General features: G+C 64.7%; 14 protein-coding genes. 3 read left to right on the top strand and 11 right to left on the bottom strand.

Translation table 11 applies throughout. The features are described 5' to 3' along the window. Positions 1-108: 108 nt before the first annotated feature. The gene (locus V1479_RS07410; RefSeq protein ID WP_173186845.1) at positions 109-1,482 is read left to right on the top strand and encodes an MATE family efflux transporter; all 1,374 of its coding nucleotides are present in this window, start codon (positions 109-111) and stop codon (positions 1,480-1,482) included. Positions 1,483-1,498: 16 nt separating this feature from the next. Here V1479_RS07410 and V1479_RS07405 read toward each other — a convergent pair whose 3' ends face one another. The 5 genes from V1479_RS07405 to V1479_RS07385 all read right to left on the bottom strand — a co-directional run bounded on the left by V1479_RS07405 (position 1,499) and on the right by V1479_RS07385 (position 7,566). Next, positions 1,499-2,401, bottom strand: a complete 903-nt coding sequence (locus tag V1479_RS07405) for a patatin-like phospholipase family protein (RefSeq protein WP_368802336.1) — start codon at positions 2,399-2,401, stop codon at positions 1,499-1,501. A 10-nt stretch (positions 2,402-2,411) separates the two neighbouring features. Continuing rightward, complete coding sequence (locus V1479_RS07400; protein WP_368802335.1) at positions 2,412-3,776, bottom strand: M16 family metallopeptidase; 1,365 nt, start codon at positions 3,774-3,776, stop codon at positions 2,412-2,414. Further along, the gene (locus V1479_RS07395; RefSeq protein WP_438620503.1) at positions 3,773-5,146 is read right to left on the bottom strand and encodes a M16 family metallopeptidase; all 1,374 of its coding nucleotides are present in this window, start codon (positions 5,144-5,146) and stop codon (positions 3,773-3,775) included. The genes V1479_RS07400 and V1479_RS07395 overlap by 4 nt, the downstream gene beginning before the upstream one ends. Before the next feature lie 105 nt (positions 5,147-5,251). Then, on the bottom strand, positions 5,252-5,806 hold the full coding sequence (gene rsmD, locus V1479_RS07390; RefSeq protein WP_173186847.1) for a 16S rRNA (guanine(966)-N(2))-methyltransferase RsmD: 555 nt from the start codon (positions 5,804-5,806) through the stop codon (positions 5,252-5,254). A gap of 2 nt (positions 5,807-5,808) precedes the next feature. Continuing rightward, positions 5,809-7,566, bottom strand: a complete 1,758-nt coding sequence (locus tag V1479_RS07385) for a pseudouridine synthase (RefSeq protein WP_368802334.1) — start codon at positions 7,564-7,566, stop codon at positions 5,809-5,811. Between the two features lie 78 nt (positions 7,567-7,644). Between V1479_RS07385 and V1479_RS07380 the strand changes: the two genes are divergently transcribed. Then, the gene (locus V1479_RS07380; RefSeq protein WP_368802333.1) at positions 7,645-8,091 is read left to right on the top strand and encodes a nucleoside deaminase; all 447 of its coding nucleotides are present in this window, start codon (positions 7,645-7,647) and stop codon (positions 8,089-8,091) included. A gap of 10 nt (positions 8,092-8,101) precedes the next feature. Here the strand turns inward: V1479_RS07380 and V1479_RS07375 are convergent, their stop codons facing one another. The 6 genes from V1479_RS07375 to V1479_RS07350 all read right to left on the bottom strand — a co-directional run bounded on the left by V1479_RS07375 (position 8,102) and on the right by V1479_RS07350 (position 15,772). After that, positions 8,102-8,767: a hypothetical protein gene (locus tag V1479_RS07375; protein ID WP_368802332.1), complete on the bottom strand. Its 666-nt coding sequence runs from the start codon at positions 8,765-8,767 to the stop codon at positions 8,102-8,104. Positions 8,768-8,920: 153 nt separating this feature from the next. After that, positions 8,921-11,995: an isoleucine--tRNA ligase gene (gene ileS / locus V1479_RS07370; protein ID WP_368802331.1), complete on the bottom strand. Its 3,075-nt coding sequence runs from the start codon at positions 11,993-11,995 to the stop codon at positions 8,921-8,923. Between the two features lie 241 nt (positions 11,996-12,236). Continuing rightward, a complete protein-coding gene (locus V1479_RS07365) occupies positions 12,237-13,043 on the bottom strand; it encodes a MipA/OmpV family protein (RefSeq protein WP_368802330.1) in 807 nt (268 codons plus the stop codon). A 92-nt stretch (positions 13,044-13,135) separates the two neighbouring features. Further along, entirely contained in the window at positions 13,136-14,122 is a 987-nt protein-coding gene (locus V1479_RS07360) for a bifunctional riboflavin kinase/FAD synthetase (RefSeq protein ID WP_368802329.1), read from the bottom strand. Between the two features lie 6 nt (positions 14,123-14,128). Further along, positions 14,129-14,980, bottom strand: coding sequence for a TIGR01459 family HAD-type hydrolase (locus V1479_RS07355; RefSeq protein WP_368802328.1), 852 nt, complete (start codon positions 14,978-14,980; stop codon positions 14,129-14,131). Between the two features lie 153 nt (positions 14,981-15,133). Next, positions 15,134-15,772, bottom strand: coding sequence for a DNA-3-methyladenine glycosylase I (locus tag V1479_RS07350; protein ID WP_368802327.1), 639 nt, complete (start codon positions 15,770-15,772; stop codon positions 15,134-15,136). A 200-nt stretch (positions 15,773-15,972) separates the two neighbouring features. On the opposite strand from V1479_RS07350, the gene V1479_RS07345 reads away from it, so the two are divergent. Further along, positions 15,973-16,749 carry a L,D-transpeptidase gene (locus V1479_RS07345; protein ID WP_368802326.1) on the top strand — a complete coding sequence of 259 codons (777 nt, stop codon included), beginning with the start codon at positions 15,973-15,975 and terminating at the stop codon, positions 16,747-16,749. Positions 16,750-16,958: the final 209 nt, after the last annotated feature.

Genomic DNA, 16,958 nt, shown 5'->3' with positions numbered 1-16,958 from the left:
GGCGGCGACGCCAATTCGTGGTAGGAGCGATAAACACCGCGCCCGAGTCCGATGCCAGCACCCGCATCCGCCACCTCCACACAGGCCAAATTCGTCACAGGATCGACGATGCGCCATGTCGCCGTGATGACAGCGACGGGCTCGGTGGGTCTGGTCGCCATCTTCATCGTGGATGCCCTCAATCTCTTCTACATTTCGATGCTCGGCGTGCAGGAGCTCGCAGCGGCAATCGGCTTTGCCAGCACGCTGATGTTCTTTACCCTGTCTGTCTCCATCGGCCTGACAATCGCGGCCTCGGCGCTGGTTTCGCGCGCACTCGGGCGCGGCGACCGGGCGGAAGCCGCGCGCATGGGCGGCGCGGCGATGATGTTCATGGGCCTGACGACGGGCGTCATCGTGCTGGCCATCTGGCCGTTCCTCGATCCGCTCGTCGGTCTCCTGGGCGCAACGGGCGAGACCCGCCAGCTAGCAACGCGGTTTCTCCAGATCGTGATCCCGTCGTCGCCGCTCGTCTCCATGGGCATGTGCGCAACCGGCATCCTGCGTGGCGTCGGCGATGCACGGCGCGCCATGTATGTGACGCTGGCTGGCGGCGCGGCGGCTGCGGTGCTCGACCCCATCCTCATCTTCGGGTTCGATCTTGGGCTTGACGGCGCGGCGATCTCGACGGTGCTGTCGCGACTGGTCCTGCTCGCAATCGGTATCCATGGCGCGCATGTCGTGCACCGACTGATGGCGCTGCCCGGCCCGCGCAAGATGGTGGCGGCAGCGCGGCCATTCTTTGCGATCGGGATACCCGCCGTCCTGACCCAAATCGCAACGCCCGTGGGCAACGCCTATGTGACGATCGAGATGGCGCGCTTCGGCGACGAGGCGGTCGCAGGGTGGGCGATCATCGGCCGGCTCATCCCTGTCGCCTTCGGCGTGATTTTCGCGCTTTCCGGGGCTGTTGGACCGATCCTTGGCCAGAACTACGGCGCGCGGCGCTACGATCGCCTCAACGCCGCCCTGCGCGATGCGCTGGTCTTCGTCACGCTTTATTGCCTGGGCGTCTGGATGCTACTCGCCCTGCTGTCGACACCGGTCGCCGATCTTTTCGGCGCTGTGGGCGAAGCGCGCGAGCTCGTTATCTTCTTCTGCCTCTTTGTTGCGGGCAGCTTCCTTTTCAACGGCATGCTGTTCGTGGCGAATGCCGCCTTCAACAATCTCGGCTTTGCAACCTATTCTACGGTTTTCAACTGGGGACGGTCGACGCTGGGCGTGATCCCGTTCGTCTGGGCGGGCGCGCAGCTATACGGAGCCAAAGGGGTCATCGCTGGCTGGGGTCTCGGCGCGATCGTGTTCGGCATCGTCGCCGCCGTCGTGGCCTTTCGCGTCGTTCGCGGCATCGGCGACAAGCCACCGGCTGAAGATGACGTGCCGTCGCCGCCGCCTGCCGCCAACTCGCCCTTCTCCACCGGTAAGGCGGCGACACTTCAATAGCGACGGGGAGCGATGCTCAGGCCGCGTCCTTCTCGAAGCGCTCCACCGCGGCGCCGACGGCCTGTTTCAGCTCGTCCTTGATGGAGGCTGTCTCTGCCATGACGCGGTCGACCTTGAGGAAGTCCAGCGCGCGGAAGTGCGACACGGGCGGACGCAGCAGTATCTGCGGACGGCCCTGCTGCAGCTTCAGCGCGATAATCGATTGCATCATGATCTGGCTGGCGCCGAATACGAGATCGAGCGAGTTGGGCTTGGCACGGCGGTCATGCACCGGCGAGCCCACCACGTCGATGGCGATCAATATGTCCGCCTTGCCTTCGAGCAGGTCGAACGGGACTGGATTGGCTATGCCGCCGTCGACCAGGATGCGGCCCTCATGCCTGACCGGGCGAAACACGGCTGGAATGGCCGCCGACGCCGCGACCGCCTTGTAAAGATCACCGCTATCGAAAATCGTTTCCCTATGGGCGAAGAAATCGGTAGCCGTCACCTGCAGCGGAATCTGCAGTTCCTCGAAGGTCTCCGGAATGACAGTTGGCAGGAACGCGTGGATGATGCGCTCTACATTGAACTGCGTGAGACCCACCCCGCCGGAAACCATCTCCGAAAAGCTTCCCGGACGTGCGCGCCACATGCGCGCTGCCACCTCGGACCGTCGCCCGAGTATCGAGTGCGCATAATCGTGGATCTCCTTGCCCGACATTCCGGCGGCCATGCCGGCGCCCATAATTGCCCCGATCGACGAGCCGGAAATCGCCACCGGCCTGATGCCGAGTTCGTCGAGCGCCTCGATGACGTGGATATGAGCAAGGCCTCGCGCACCACCGCCGCCGAAGGCGACCGCAAAGGTCGGGTCACGACCTTTCTCGAGCTGCGGCGCGCCGCTTTCCGTGGCGCGCTCGGGGACCGAGGCTTCCATAGCCTTCCTTTCAGCCGCCGTCTGCCGCCTCCGGACCTATCACCAGTATCGCAGGTTCGGCAACAAGCAGGCGGCCGGCAGCCGCCTTGACCTGATCGAGCGTCACGGCGTTGATGTAGCCGACCCGGCGGTCGATGTAGTCGATGCCGCGATCGTCGAGCTGCAATTCAACGAGCGTCCGCGCGATAGCCGCCGACGAATCGAGATTGTTGATCGGATACGCGCCAATCAGGTAGGTCTTGGCGCGCTCCAGCTCTGCCTCCGTAGGCCCCTCCTGCGCCATCCCGCGAACCACGTCGCGAATGAGTTCGAGGGTTTCCTTTGCCCGATCGGCTCGCGTGGACGTGCCGATTGTCAGCATGTCGGCGTATTCGCCGGTATGAAGGCCGGAACCAACGCCATAGGCAAGACCGCGCTTTTCCCGCACCTCGTCGAACAGGCGCGAAGAGAAGGTGCCGCCGCCAAGGATGTGGTTCATGAGAAAGGCTGGGAAGAATTCCGGATCGTCGCGGGCAATGCCCGGATAGACAAGCTGGATCGTCGCCTGCGGCAGGGGATAGGCGTAGGAGATTTCCTGGTCCAGCTTTGGCGAAACGTGTTCCACCGGCAGCAGCTCGGGTTCCTGCGGCAGGTCGCCGAACACCTTGTCGAGCATCGTCTTGAGGGTTTCGGCATCGATGGCACCGACAACGCCAATGCTGACGTTCGAGCGCGCGAAGGTGCGCGCATGCAGCGCCTTCAGGTCCTCTGCCGTTACCGAGCCGAGCGTTTCGTCGGTCCCGTCCGACCGGCGTGCGTAGGGATGATCGCCGTATAGCGCGCGGGCGAATTCTTCCTGCCCCAGCGATTCCGGATCGCGCATGTCGCGCTGGATGCGCGTCATGATCTGGGCGCGGATGCGGTCGACCGGCTCCTGGTCGAAACGCGGGTTGTTGACGGCAAGCCGAAGAAGGTCGAACGCGTCGTCGCGCCCCTCCTCTAGCATACGCATCTGGCCATACACGGCATCGCGCGTGGCGTTGAAGCTCATTTCCGCGCCAACCTCGTCCAGCCGTTCCTGGAAGGCGTCGGCATCGAGATCGCCTGCACCCTCGTCGAACAGGCCAGTCATGAGCGTGGAGACACCCTCCTTGCCCTCCGGATCCTGGGTGCTGCCGCCCTTGAAGGCAAACCGCACGGAGATGATCGGCACGGTGTAATCTTCCACCAGCCAGGCCTTGACGCCACTGTCGGAGGTGACCTCCTGGATGTCGACGGCGGCGCGCGCCGGAAGGACGGCCGGCAGCGTGAGAAACATCAACGCCAGAAGCAGCGTCGTCAGCGTCAGCGTGAAGCGATTGGCCTGCATTGAGGGGGTTGCCTCCGTCGCGTTCATGAGCGGTCGTCCTTTTCGGGCCGCAGATAGCCGGTCACAGACCGGCGCTGATCGAGGTAGCGCGCGGCGGCCCGCTTTACGTCGTCGGCGGAGACGGCGTCGATGCGCTCTGGCCACTCCAGAACATCCTCGACTGTCCCGCCGGTCGTCAGTGTCGAGCCGTAGATACGCGCCATGCCGGACTGGTCATCGCGGGCGAAGATCATGGAACGGGTCGCCCGTTTCTTGGCTTTCGCAAGCTCGTCCTCGGAAATGCCTTCTCCTGCGACCTTTGCGATTTCCGCATCGATCGCGCGCTCGACTTCCTCGATCGTGGAGTCGCCGCGCGGCGATCCGTAGACGACAAACGCCGTGTCATCGAGCGAGGTGCCCTGATAGTAGGCGCCGGCCGACGAGGCGATGCCCTGCCGCACGATCAGTTCCTGATAGATACGGCTGCGCATGCCGCCGCCAAGTATTTCGGACAACAGGTCGAGCGCCTCGGCCTCGCCGTCCTCGGCGGTCGTGTAGGAAGGCACAACCCAACGCTTGGAGTAGCTCGCCACGCCGACGCGCGGGTCCGACATCTCGACGATACGGCTCGTGTTCTGCTCCGGCTCCACCGGGCGTATGCGCGGCGACAGGTCCGGGCCGCGCTCGACAAGCCCGTATGTCTCCTCGGCAAGGTTGCGCACGGTCGCGGCATCCACGTCGCCTGCTACGACCAGCACAGCATTGTTCGGCGCGTAAAACCGGTCGTAAAACTCGGTCGCGTCCTCCCGGTTGAGCTGCTCGATCTCCTGCATCCACCCAATCACGGGAAAGCGATAGGGATGGTTCTGGTAGAGCGTAGCGTTGACTTCCTCGCCATGCAGCGATTCAGGGCTGTTCTCGACCCGCGAATTGCGCTCCTCGATGATGACGTCGCGCTCGGGCCCGATCACGTCATCCGTGAGGATGAGGTTGCGCATCCGGTCAGCCTCGAACTCCATCATGGTCTTCAGCTCACCCGGCGCGACCTGCTGGAAGTAGGCGGTGTAATCATAGGAGGTGAAGGCGTTCTCGCGCCCCCCGATCTCGGCGATACGGGCGGAAAACTCACCGGGGCCATGATTGCTGGTGCCTTTGAACATCAGATGTTCGAAGAAGTGGGCGATGCCCGATTTCCCGGGTTCCTCGTCGGCGCTGCCGACCTTGTACCAGACCATCTGGGTAACGACCGGCGCGCGCCGGTCGGGGATCACCACGACCTCGAGGCCGTTGTCGAGGGTGAAATGCTCGACCTGCGGCGCTTCCTCTGCGGTGGCAAAGGCAAGCGGGACGGCCATGAACGCGGCGGTGAGCACTGCCCTGAAAGGAGCGCCAGCACCGCGGCCGGGAATCAGCATCATGAAAGCTTCCTTCTCCAGAGACCCTGCGAGACTTAGCGCCTGCGGCGATGCAAGCAATCGCGGCGGCACTAACATCTGCGTCATCGGGCGCAACCGTGACAAAAGTCAGGCGCGCTCGCAGAAAGTCACGGTGGTGTCGCCATAGTCGCGGCGCTGAACCAGTTTCAGCCCCGCGGGCGGATGGAATGGGGATCCGCTCGCCTCCTCCACCATCACGAAGGCTTGTTGCCTGAGCCAGCCGCCGGCAATTGCCGAGGCAAGCGCGCGTTCACCCAGTCCCTTGCCGTAGGGCGGATCGGCAAAGACGATATCGAAAGGCTGGATCGTACCCGTTTCGCCGAGCGCGGTTGCGTCGCGGCGGAATATCTTGGTGCGGCCCTGAAGCCCCATCGCTTCGACATTGGTGCGGATCAGGCCACGACCTTCGGCTGATTCCTCGATGAAGAGGCAATGCGCCGCGCCGCGCGACAGCGCCTCGATGCCAAGAGCACCGGTGCCCGCGAAAAGGTCGAGCACGCGCGCGCCTTCAAGCCGCACCGACTGGCTGTGGGTGATGATGTTGAAGACCGCCTCGCGCGTGCGGTCCGTCGTCGGCCGGATCGCATCAGAACGCGGCGCGGCCAACGGGCGCCCGCGCAATTCGCCCCCGACGACGCGCAAGCTCAGCCCTCGCCTCGCGGCTTACGCGGGCCGCTGCCGCGCGGTCCGGGCTTCCCGCCGCCTTTGCCACCCTTGGCACCGTCAGGTCGCGGTTTTCCCGCGTACCGGCGCCCGTCGTTGCGCTCGGCAAGTGCTGCCGCCTTTTTCTCGCCCATAGGGCGTGCGCCGGGCGCCATCCAGACATTGGCCGTACGCGAACGCTGCTTCTCGGGCTGACGCTCCTCGCGCGGACCGTCCTTGGCTCGCGGGAACTTTCCGACGGCCGGCGCGGCCCTGTCGTTGGGATTTCCCCGTTTCGGGCCCGCCCCACGCATCGGCTTAGTCTGCAGCCGCCCCAGCGCGTCCTCGCGTTTTTGCTCGCGTTCGCGCTTGCGATTGGGCCTTTCAGCCGGCTCCTCGCGCTTCTTCTCCGAGGTGGCCGAGACCGGCTTGTTGGAGAATTCGTTGAGCACCGGCGCATCGAAATTCGCGCCCGATTCCTCGATCAGGCGTTCGCCGAGCTGGTCGCGCAGGAGCTTGCCCTTGAGTTCTCGCACCTCGCCCTCGGCAAGTTCGCCAAGCTGGAAGGGGCCATAGGACAGCCGGATCAGCCGCGTCACGTCGAGCCCGAGCGCGCCGAGGATGTTCTTGACCTCGCGGTTCTTGCCCTCGCGCAGGCCGACCGTCAGCCAGGCATTGGAGCCCTGCTCGCGATCGAGCGTCGCTTCAACGCCGCCGTAGAAAACGCCGTCGACGGCGATGCCATCCTTGAGGGCGGCCAGCGCCTCCGGCTCGACCTTCCCGTGCACGCGCACGCGATAGCGGCGCAGCCAGCCCGTGGCCGGCAGTTCGAGCACACGCGACAGGCCGCCATCATTGGTCAGCAGCAACAGCCCCTCGGTGTTGATGTCCAACCGCCCGACGGTCATGAGCCGCGGCAGCTTCTTCGGCAGGATGTCGAAGACGGTCGTGCGGCCCTCCGGATCGCGGTTGGTGGTGACCACACCGGCCGGCTTGTGGAACAGAAACAGCCGCGTGCGCTCGATGGCCGGAATTTCGTTGCCATCGAGCTCGATACGGTCGCGTGGACCGACATTGACAGCCGGCGTGTCGAGAACCTTGCCGTTGAGCCTGACACGGCCGGCCGCGATCATTTCCTCGGCGTCGCGACGCGAGGCCACGCCAGCCCGTGCGAGACGCCGCGCGATGCGCTCGCTCGTAGCAGTCTCCTCGCCCGCCTCGACTGCCTCACGCTCTCGCTTGCCCGGACGCGGTGCGGCGGTGTCGTCGCGTTTGTGGAACGGCTTGCGCTCGCCGTCCGCCTTCGCATAGGGCCGGCGTTCGCCGTCCTCGCGCTTGCGGAATGGTCGCTTGTCGCCACCCTCTCCCCTTGGACGATCCTCGCGCTTCTGGAAGGGCTTGCGTTCGCCTTCTGCCTTTGCATAGGGCCTGCGCTCGCCATCCTCACGCTTCCGGAACGGGCGCTTATCGTCCTCCGCAGTGGGACGGTCCTCGCGCTTTCGGAAGGGTTTGCGCTCACCTTCTGCCTTCGCGTAGGGCCGGCGCTCACCATCCTCGCGTTTACGGAACGGACGCTTATCACCGCCTTCGCCGGCGGGACGATCCTCGCGCTTTCGGAAGGGTTTGCGTTCGCCATCGGCCTTGGCTCCGGGCCGGCGCTCGCTGTCCTCGCGCTTGCGGAACTGGCGCTTTTCGCCACCTTCACCGCGCGGGCCGCGTCCTGCGTCGCCGCGCGGCGGTCTTTTCTTGTCATCGTTCATGTGGCGCTCGCCTTTCAGCGCGGGTAACTATCAGACCACATTGGGCCTTGCGAGTGAAATGTCATTGGCGGAGAACGCATGAGATCGTCCCCCTTCATGGAAGCCGCGTTTGCCGAGGCGGAAGCCGCGCGCGACCGCGGCGAAGTGCCAATCGGCGCCGTTCTCGTTCGCGAAGGGGTGCTACTGGCCAAGGCCGGCAACCGCACCCGGGAACTGAACGACCCCACCGCTCACGCCGAAATCCTGGCGATCCGCGATGCCTGCCGGCTCGTGGCCAGCGAAAGGCTGCCCGACGCCGATCTATACGTGACGCTCGAGCCGTGTCCGATGTGCGCGGCGGCAATTTCCTTCGCGCGCATCCGGCGGCTCTATTTCGGCGCAGTCGACGAAAAGGGCGGCGCCGTCGTCAGCGGCGGACGCTATTTCGCGCAGCCCACCTGCCATCACGCGCCGGATGTCTACGCCGGCATCGGCGAACAACGCGCTTCTGAAATGCTGAAAAACTTCTTCAGGGATCGGCGCTGAAGACCGGTCCTCAAAGCCAGGGTACGTAGTCGCGCCAGGAAGACTTGCTCGACGCACGCTTGACGCGACGTTCCTTCTTCCACTCTTCCTCGCCGAGATCGCCAACAGGCGCCGTCGCGTTCGGCTGGCGGTAGTCGAGCGGCGGCTCGCTCAGGTAACGGCGGCTGGTCGCTTCGCCCTGATTGCGCTCGCGCAGGCGACGCTGCACTTCCGCCCGCTGGGCAGCACCGCTGACCATGGGCTGAGCCCCCCAGCGCTCCGGATCGTAGTTGGGATCGGATTTGCCAACGCCCCCGGGCGCAACCTGGGGCCTGTAGGAGGAATTGTTCTGGTTGGCGGTCGCCTCGTCGCGAATGCGCGCGCGGCGTTCCTCGGGCGACTCGGGCCAGGCCGGATTGCCAGCACTGGCCAAATCCTGCTGTGGCTCGGGCAGAACCTCGAGCGAGGCCGGCTGGACCAGCTTCGGCCGTGGATTGTAGGCGATCTCGGGGCCTTTGTCGGCCGGGCCGACAGAGAGAATGCCGGTGAGATCCTCGACAAGCTGCTGGTTGGCGGTCTTGCCGGTGCCGTAAGTGGGCGAGCCCATGCAGCCCGAAAGCAGCGTTGCGGCGCATGCCATGGAAGCACCAAGAAGGAGCGGCGTGCGGCCACGCGTTTGAATGCGGTCGATCTTCACTGAAACTTGCCTCTCACATCGGGCGAAAAACGCCGGATCAACGTCCAGTTTCGCCAGAAAATCCGGCGACAACAAGGCGTTCAGTCAGCGCGCCTTGTACCCTAATCGGCTCCGGCGGGCAATGTCGGAGGACATTTGCCCGCCAGGCCCTGTTTACAAGCGGCCTAAAGCACGCAATTCGTGCAGGGCGGCCGCATCGCGCGCCGAGACATCGGGAAACTCCGGATCGGAGCCGACATCGGACGTGTAGCGCCAGGAGCGCGCGCACTTGGCCCCGCCGGCCATGGCCGGAACGACCCCAACGCCCTTCACCTCGTCCAGCGTGAAGGCGATATCGGGTGCCGGCGTATCCACGATCGAGATGCCGCTGGTGATGCAGGTTTCAGCCATGTCGACGTCGGCGATTGCCGCACGCAGCTCCGGATCGGTAACGTGAACGATCGGCGCGGCCTCCAGCGAGGAGCCGATGCGCTTCTCGCGCCGCTCGATCTCCAGTGCGCCCGTGACGACGCGGCGAACCTGCCGCACCTTCCGCCACTTGGCGGCAAGCTTCTCGTCCTTCCATTCGGCGGGAATGGTGGGGAACTGCTCCAGGTGCACGGATTCAGCCCGCGGATGACGGTCGAGCCAAGCTTCCTCCATGGTGAACGGCAGCATCGGCGCAAGCCAGGTCACGAGGCTGTCGAACAGCCGGCGCACGACGACGATGGCCGCCTTGCGCCGCGTGCTCGATGGAGCGTCGCAGTAGAGCGTGTCCTTGCGCACGTCGAAATAGAACGCTGACAGCTCGACGACCATGAAGTCGATCAGCGTGCGGGTGATGCGCTTGAAGTCGAACGCGTCGTAGCCCTTGCGCACAAGTTCGTCGAGCTCGGCCAGCCGATGCAGCATCAGCCGCTCCAGCTCGGGCATTTCGGCGACGGCAACGTCCTCGCCCTCGTCATGGGCCAGCGTGCCGAGCATCCAGCGAATGGTGTTGCGGAGCTTGCGATAGGCGTCGATATTGGTCTGCAGCACGTTCTTGCCGAGGCGCTGGTCTTCCCAATAGTCGGTGGTCATGACCCACAGGCGCAGTATGTCGGCGCCCGACTGCTTCATGACGTCCTGCGGGACGACGGTGTTGCCGAGCGACTTCGACATCTTGCGGCCGTCCTCGTCCATGGTGAAGCCATGGGTGATGACGGTGTCGTAGGGCGCCCTGCCCCGCGTGCCGCAGCTTTCCAGCAGCGAGGAATGGAACCAGCCGCGATGCTGGTCGGAGCCTTCGAGATAGACGTCGGCCGGCCACTTCAGGTCCGGCCGGTCCTCGAGCGTGAAAGTGTGGGTCGAGCCCGAATCGAACCAGACGTCGAGGATGTCCATCACCATCGTCCAGTTCTCGTTGGCACGCGAACCCAGGAAGCGCTCGCGCGCGCCCTCGGCAAACCATGCGTCGGCGCCTTCGGCTTCGAAAGCCTCGAGGATGCGGGCGTTGACGGCCTCGTCCTTGAGCACCTCGCCCTTCTCGTCGGCAAAGACACAGATCGGCACGCCCCATGCCCTTTGACGGGAAAGAACCCAGTCGGGCCGGTCCTCGATCATCGCGCGCAGGCGGGTCTGGCCGGTAGCCGGCACGAAGCGCGTGTCGTCGATGGCCTTGAGCGCGCGGCTACGCAGCGTGTCGGGTGTGTTATCGCTCACGGCCGAGCGCTCGCTCCGCTCGCTGGCCTCCGCGGGGGCGGGCGAAACGTCGCCCGGCGTCCGGTCGGACGCTCGGCCCTCCCGAGGAAGGCCGTAGCCGCCCAGGTCCTTGTCCATATAGACGAACCACTGCGGCGTGTTGCGGAAGATCACCGGCTTCTTGGAACGCCACGAATGCGGGTAGGAATGCTTGAGGCGCCCACGCGCAAACAGCATGTTCGCCGCGATCAGCGCCTCGATGACGGCCTTGTTGGCGTCGCCCTTCTTGCCGTTGTCGTCGATGACTCGCGCGGCCCCGCCTTCGCGGTCCGGCCCGAAGCCCGGCGCATCCTTGGTGAAGTAGCCGGCATCGTCCACGGTGAAGGGGATGCGCGTTTCGATGCCGCGCGCGGCAAGCTCCTTGCCTGCGTCCATCCACGCGTCGAAGTCCTCGCGGCCATGGCCCGGCGCAGTGTGGACGAAACCAGTACCGGCATCGTCGGTGACATGGTCGCCGGGGAGAAGCGGAACTTCAAAGTCGTATCCACCACCAAAGCCCGCCAGCGGGTGCGCCAGCACCATGGATGACAACTCATCAGCCTCGACCTTGCGCAGCCTTTTGTATTCAAGCTTTGCCTTGGCGAAAGACTCTTCGGCTAGCGCATCGGCGAAGATCAGTTTCTCGCCGGGCTTCGGGCCAAAATCGTTCTCCGCGGCAGTGACCTCGTAAAGTCCGTAGGAGATGCGCGGCGAATAGGCCACTGCACGGTTGCCGGGGATCGTCCAGGGAGTCGTCGTCCAGATGACGACCGAGGCGTGCCCAAGGCTCTCCGGCGGAGAAACAACAGCAGACCCTCCTTCAGAGAATTGCACCACCGTTGCGTCCGGTGCAATCATCACTGGGAACTTCACCCAGATCGTATCCGACTCATAGTCCTGATATTCGACCTCTGCCTCCGCCAGCGCGGTGCGCTCCACCACGGACCACATCACCGGCTTGGAGCCGCGATAGAGCTGGTCGGACATGGCGAACTTCATCAGCTCGCCGGCGATGCGCGCCTCGGCGTGGAAGTTCATCGTCGTATAGGGATTGTCGAAATCGCCCTCGATGCCGAGGCGCTTGAACTCCCCGGTCTGCACCTCAATCCAGTGCTGCGCGAAGTCGCGGCATTCCTTGCGGAATTCGTTGACCGGCACCTGGTCCTTGTCCAACCCCTTGGCGCGGTACTGCTCCTCGATCTTCCACTCGATCGGCAGGCCGTGACAGTCCCAACCCGGCACGTAATTGGAATCATAACCGCGCATCTGGAACGAGCGGGTGATGACGTCCTTGAGGATCTTGTTGAGCGCGTGGCCGATATGGATGTTGCCGTTGGCGTAGGGCGGGCCGTCGTGCAGCACATAGAGCGGCCGGCCGGCAGCGCTTTCGCGCAGGCGGTTGTAGAGCTTCATCTCCTGCCAGCGCTTGACCAGCAGCGGCTCCTTGTCCGGCAGGCCGGCGCGCATCGGAAATTCCGTCTGCGGCAGATAGAGGGTCTTGGAATAGTCGATCTTCTCAGCGGTCGTCATGATCTCGTCGCATCGTCGGCCCGGGCGGCGTGGCTCCGGGCGGGTGTCTTGTCAAACAGGCGAAAGGCGCGCGGGCGTGCGGCGCGCGAAATACCCGGACCTTCCGGCAGCCGCTCAGGCCGCCCGGAAAGCCGGGCCAATAATTCGTATCGTGATCGCGATCGGAAGCGCGCGCTGTCTCATGGTCCGCGCTTTTAGCCGAGCGCGAACGCGGAATAAAGAGGCGAATGCAAGCCCCGACCTAGCGGATCGAAAAGTCGAAGCGCCATGTCGCGCTGGCGCCAACCGTGAACTGGTCGCGGGAGCCGCCCTCGCGAACCAGGCTCGAATCCGCAGCCGGTCCCGTCAGCCGCGCATATTCGGCGAAGAGGCTGGTGTCGAGCCTGTCCGTCGCCTTCCAGTTGACCGCGCCGCCGACGCCAGCAGAGGCGAAGCCGCTGCCCGGCGCATATTGGGAAAGCCCGGTTGCCGCCGATTCGGCTGCATCGACGCCGTAGTAGGCATCGAAATAGTCCGCCGATGCCCAGCGGGCACGCGGACCGGCCGAAATCTGGATCGTATCGGTAACGTTGACGAAGAAGTCGGCCGACAGGTCGGCCACTACGCCGTCATGCGAACGGATGCCATGGCGCAGCTCGGCACGCATGCGCATGTTGTCAGTAGGATAGATCTCGGCAAAACCGCCTAGCTCCCCGCCGAAGCGCACCGGCGACAGGCCGATCAGGCGCGCATCGGTGTCTCCATCGCGGCGGAAAACCAGCTTGCCGGCAGCGCCCGCGCGGATCAGACCGGTATCGACCAGCGCCAGCGAGATGTTGTCATTGCGCGAGGAAAAGCGCGACGAGCGACCGTGCTTGCCCAGCGAAACGATCGGCTGGAAGGCGAGCGAACGACCCGAAGCACCGTCGAATTTCGGTGCATAAAGCGCGGTGCCTCCAAGCTTCAGATACCAGTCTCCTGAGAACCATCCCTCGGCGGCTGCAGGCGCGGCCAGGCCAAGTGTAGCGAGCGCTGTCAGCGCGATACCCAGATATTTTTGGCGGTTCATACCACTCACCTACGCGATACTCTTGCATTCAGCACTGCAAGCGTTCGGTAAATTTTGCATTAAGGGTCCAGATTCGTCCACCCGCCGGACGATTAAAACGCAATCGTGCGATCCAGTTCGGACAAAGGCTGCACAGCAGAGAGCAGCGCGCGCGCTTCGTCCTCGTCGCGCTTCATCTGCGCGATGAGCGGCTCCAGCCCGTCGAACTTCTCCTCACCGCGCAGGAAACCGAAGAACGAGACGCTGCAAACCTCGCCATAGAGATCGCCGGAGAAGTCGAACACGAATGTCTCGAGCAGCGGCGCGCCGTCCTCGGTGACGGTCGGCCGGCGGCCGAAGCTTGCCACGCCGTCATGAAGCGAACCATCGGCGCGGCGCAGCCTGACCGCGTAGATGCCATGCTTGAGGCCAGTAGAAACAGGCAACTGCATGTTAGCTGTCGGAAAGCCCAATTCTCGGCCCAGCTTTTTCCCGTGCGAGATCTCCGCCTCAACGGTGTAGCGATAACCGAGCAGCCCCGCTGCTTCCGCGACCTCGCCGGCCGAAAGCAGTTCGCGGATGCGGCTCGACGAGACGACTTGAGCGCCCTCATCCCGGAAGGCGTCGATGAGGCTGACGCCGAAGCCAAGCCGCTCGCCGGCTTCCATCAGGAAGGCAGGCCCGCCCTGCCGGTTCTTGCCGAAATGGAAATCGAAGCCTGTAACGACATGATTGATCCCGAGCCCACCGACCAGCACGTCGCTCACGAACGCATCGGCGCTGAGCGACGAGAACTGCCGGTCAAACGGCTGCTCCACCACCGCCCTGAAACCCAGCACCTGAAGGAGGCGGGCGCGAACGGGCGCGGGCGTGATACGATAGAGCGGCACGTCCGGCCGGAAGACGGCACGCGGATGCGGCTCGAAGGTTAGCGCCAGCGCAGGCACGCCGCGCCGCTCGGCCTCGGCGAGTGCGCGGGCGAGCACGGTCTGGTGGCCGCGATGCACACCGTCGAAATTGCCGATGGCGACCACGCCCCCCCGGCATGAAGCGGGAAGGGTTGAAGAGCCGGCAATGCGCTCGATCGGCTGGCGGCTCATGGACGACTACCCGAGACGCGGGATGACGGCGACAGGGCGGTAGCCGTGCTTGTCGAGAAAGGCAGTAAGACGCTCGCGATCCGGTGCAAGCTCGCTACCATACTCGGCGGCATGGATACCGCCGGAGACGTAGAGCACGTCGAAACCGTTGCTCGCCGCGCCTTTCACATCCGTGAGCATGCCATCTCCGATCGCCAGCACCTCGCCACGTTCCACGTCACGGCCGAGAACGTCGGCAGCAGAAGCCAGCGCGGCTTCGTAGATCGGCCGATGCGGCTTGCCGGCAATCTCGGTGCGCCCCCCAAGCTGGGCATAGTCGCGGGCGAGCGCGCCGGCGCACCAGATCAGCCTGTCGCCGCGTTCGACCACGATATCCGGATTGGCGCAGATGAAGGGCAGGTTGCGTGCGCGCAGGCGCTGCAGCAGTTCGGCGTAGTCCTCCGGTCCCTCCGTTTCATCGTCGAGAAAGCCCGTGCAGACAACCGTCTGCGCCTCGAATTCCTCGACGAGCTCGACGTCGAGCCCGTCATAGATCGCAAGCTGTCGCTCGTCGCCGATGTGGAAGACGCGCCGCGGGCCATCGCTGATCAGGTCGCGGGTCACGTCGCCCGAGGTGACGATACTGTCCCAGCAATCCTCGGCAACGCCGATCGCACCCAGCTGCTCGACCACGCCCTTGCTCGGGCGCGGCGAATTGGTCAGCAGCACGACCGCTTTGCCCTTCTGCCGCGCGCGCCTGAGCGCATCCACCGCATTCTGGAACGGACGAATGCCGTTGTGAACGACACCCCAGACGTCGCAGAAGATCGCCGCGTAGCCTTCCGCGAGTTCATCCAGTGTCTCTATCAGTTCGGCCATTGCACTCCGTCCACTGTCATTGTTGCCGGCCGCTGCCGGGCGCCCGGAATTAGCCGAAGCGGCCTGACCTGTCACTAGTGCCAAACTGCCGCCCATCGATGACCAGATTAATACGGCTCGCATGCCTGCCAGGCCGCATCGTGCAGGAACAGCCTAGAGCGGCCGCTTGAATGCGGACCTTGCCTGCTCGACTTCGGCACGACAGATGCAGCCTTCGATGTGGTCGTTGACCATGCCCATCGCCTGCACGAAGGCGTAGACCGTGGTCGGCCCGACGAAGGACCAGCCGCGCTTCTTCAGCTCCTTCGAGATGCGGGTCGAAGTCTCCGTCTTCGGCATGGCGCGTACGGCTGCGATGTCGATGACCAAGGGACGCTGGTCCAGTGTGGGCTCGAACGACCAGAAGAATGCGGACAACGAGCCGCTTTCCGTCGCCAGCTCAACCGCCCGGCGCGCGTTGTTGTAGACCGAGGCGATCTTGCCGCGATGGCGGACGATGCCGGGGTCCTGCAGATGCCGTTCGATCTCGGCGTCCTCATCCGCCACGGCCAGCTTGCGGAAGTCGAATCCTTCGAACGCTATACGGAAGTTCTCGCGCTTGCGCAGGATCGTCAGCCACGACAGGCCGGACTGGAACCCTTCGAGGCAGAGTTTTTCGAACAGCCGGATGTCATCGACCACGGGCCGCCCCCATTCCTCGTCATGGTAACGCTGATAGTCCGGCAGGTTGCCATGCCACGCGCAGCGCACCACGCCGTCTTCGCCCGTCACCAGGCCGTTCGATCCATCCATCTTCGAAAGGTTCCTTAAGTTCGCTTTTACCATGCCGCTCAACGACGCGGTAACCACACCTGAAGGTTTACGCAAAAGGCGGCATTTTACGGAAGTCCGTTCACACTTTTTGCGTCGCCTCTCCTGACAATCGGGCATGAAACAGTCGCCAGCCACCCGGTTTGCGGCTTTCTCACGACGAGATGTTGCGAGTGGGTTCGATGAGACATGTTCTTTCCGTGGCGGTCGCCGCCATTCTAGCCAGTATTGCATCGCAAGGCATGGCGCAGGAGCGCTATCGCGAGCTGCCGCCTGTGGTCGTCAGCCCGGATCTTTCGGCGCCATGGGTCATGCAATTGCAGCGATCGCCAGTCGGCCATCAACGACGGCAGCCCGCGCGCCACGGCCTGCCAGGCGTCGAAGTCCGGGTTGCGCCGCAACCCATCGTCCGTGAACGGGCGCGTGTGGCAATCGCGCCCGCACCCGACCAGATGCAGACGGCGGCGCTGCCCAGCGCGACACGCGATGCCGGCGCGCAGATCGATCCGAAATTCCTGCCGCAGACCGTCGCCTATGACGGGCCGCACGGCCCGGGCACCATCGTCATCGATACCACGCAGAACCTGCTCTACCTGGTCGAGGCCGGCGGTCAGGCGCGCCGCTACGGCGTCGGCACCGGCAAGCCTGGCTTCGAGTGGGCCGGATCGCACAAGGTGACACGCAAGGCGGAATGGCCCGACTGGCGTCCGCCGGCGGAGATGATCGCCCGTGAGAAGAAGAAGGGGCGCATACTGCCCGCGCATATGAAGGGCGGCCCGGCCAATCCACTCGGCGCGCGTGCGCTCTATCTGGGGTCCACACTTTACCGTATCCACGGGACGAACCAGCCCTCGACCATCGGCCGGGCGGTGTCATCAGGTTGCATCCGCATGCGCAACGAGGACGTCATCGACCTCTATGACCGCGTGCCCGTCGGAGCCAAGGTGGTCGTGATCTAGTTTCTGCGCGTCAATTCCGGAGCAGGGGATGGCGGTACGCCCAGGGGACGGGCGGCGCCGACAAGCGGCAGTCAGCTCCGCTGTCGCTAAAAAGGGGCGGTCCGGCATTGGTCGGGCCGCCCCTTGTTTAGGTTCGCCGCATTTGTCTGACGTAGCGGCTTTCGCTAAGGATTGGCGAGGCTGCGGGAGGGCAGCCGTTCGGGGGACCA

Origin of the sequence: Neoaquamicrobium sediminum (genome assembly GCF_040970315.1) — a bacterium.
GTDB classification, from domain to species: Bacteria; Pseudomonadota; Alphaproteobacteria; order Rhizobiales; family Rhizobiaceae; genus Aerobium; species Aerobium sediminum.
Note: the sequence above shows the minus strand (reverse complement) of the source record. Positions and strands in the feature narration are given on the sequence as shown.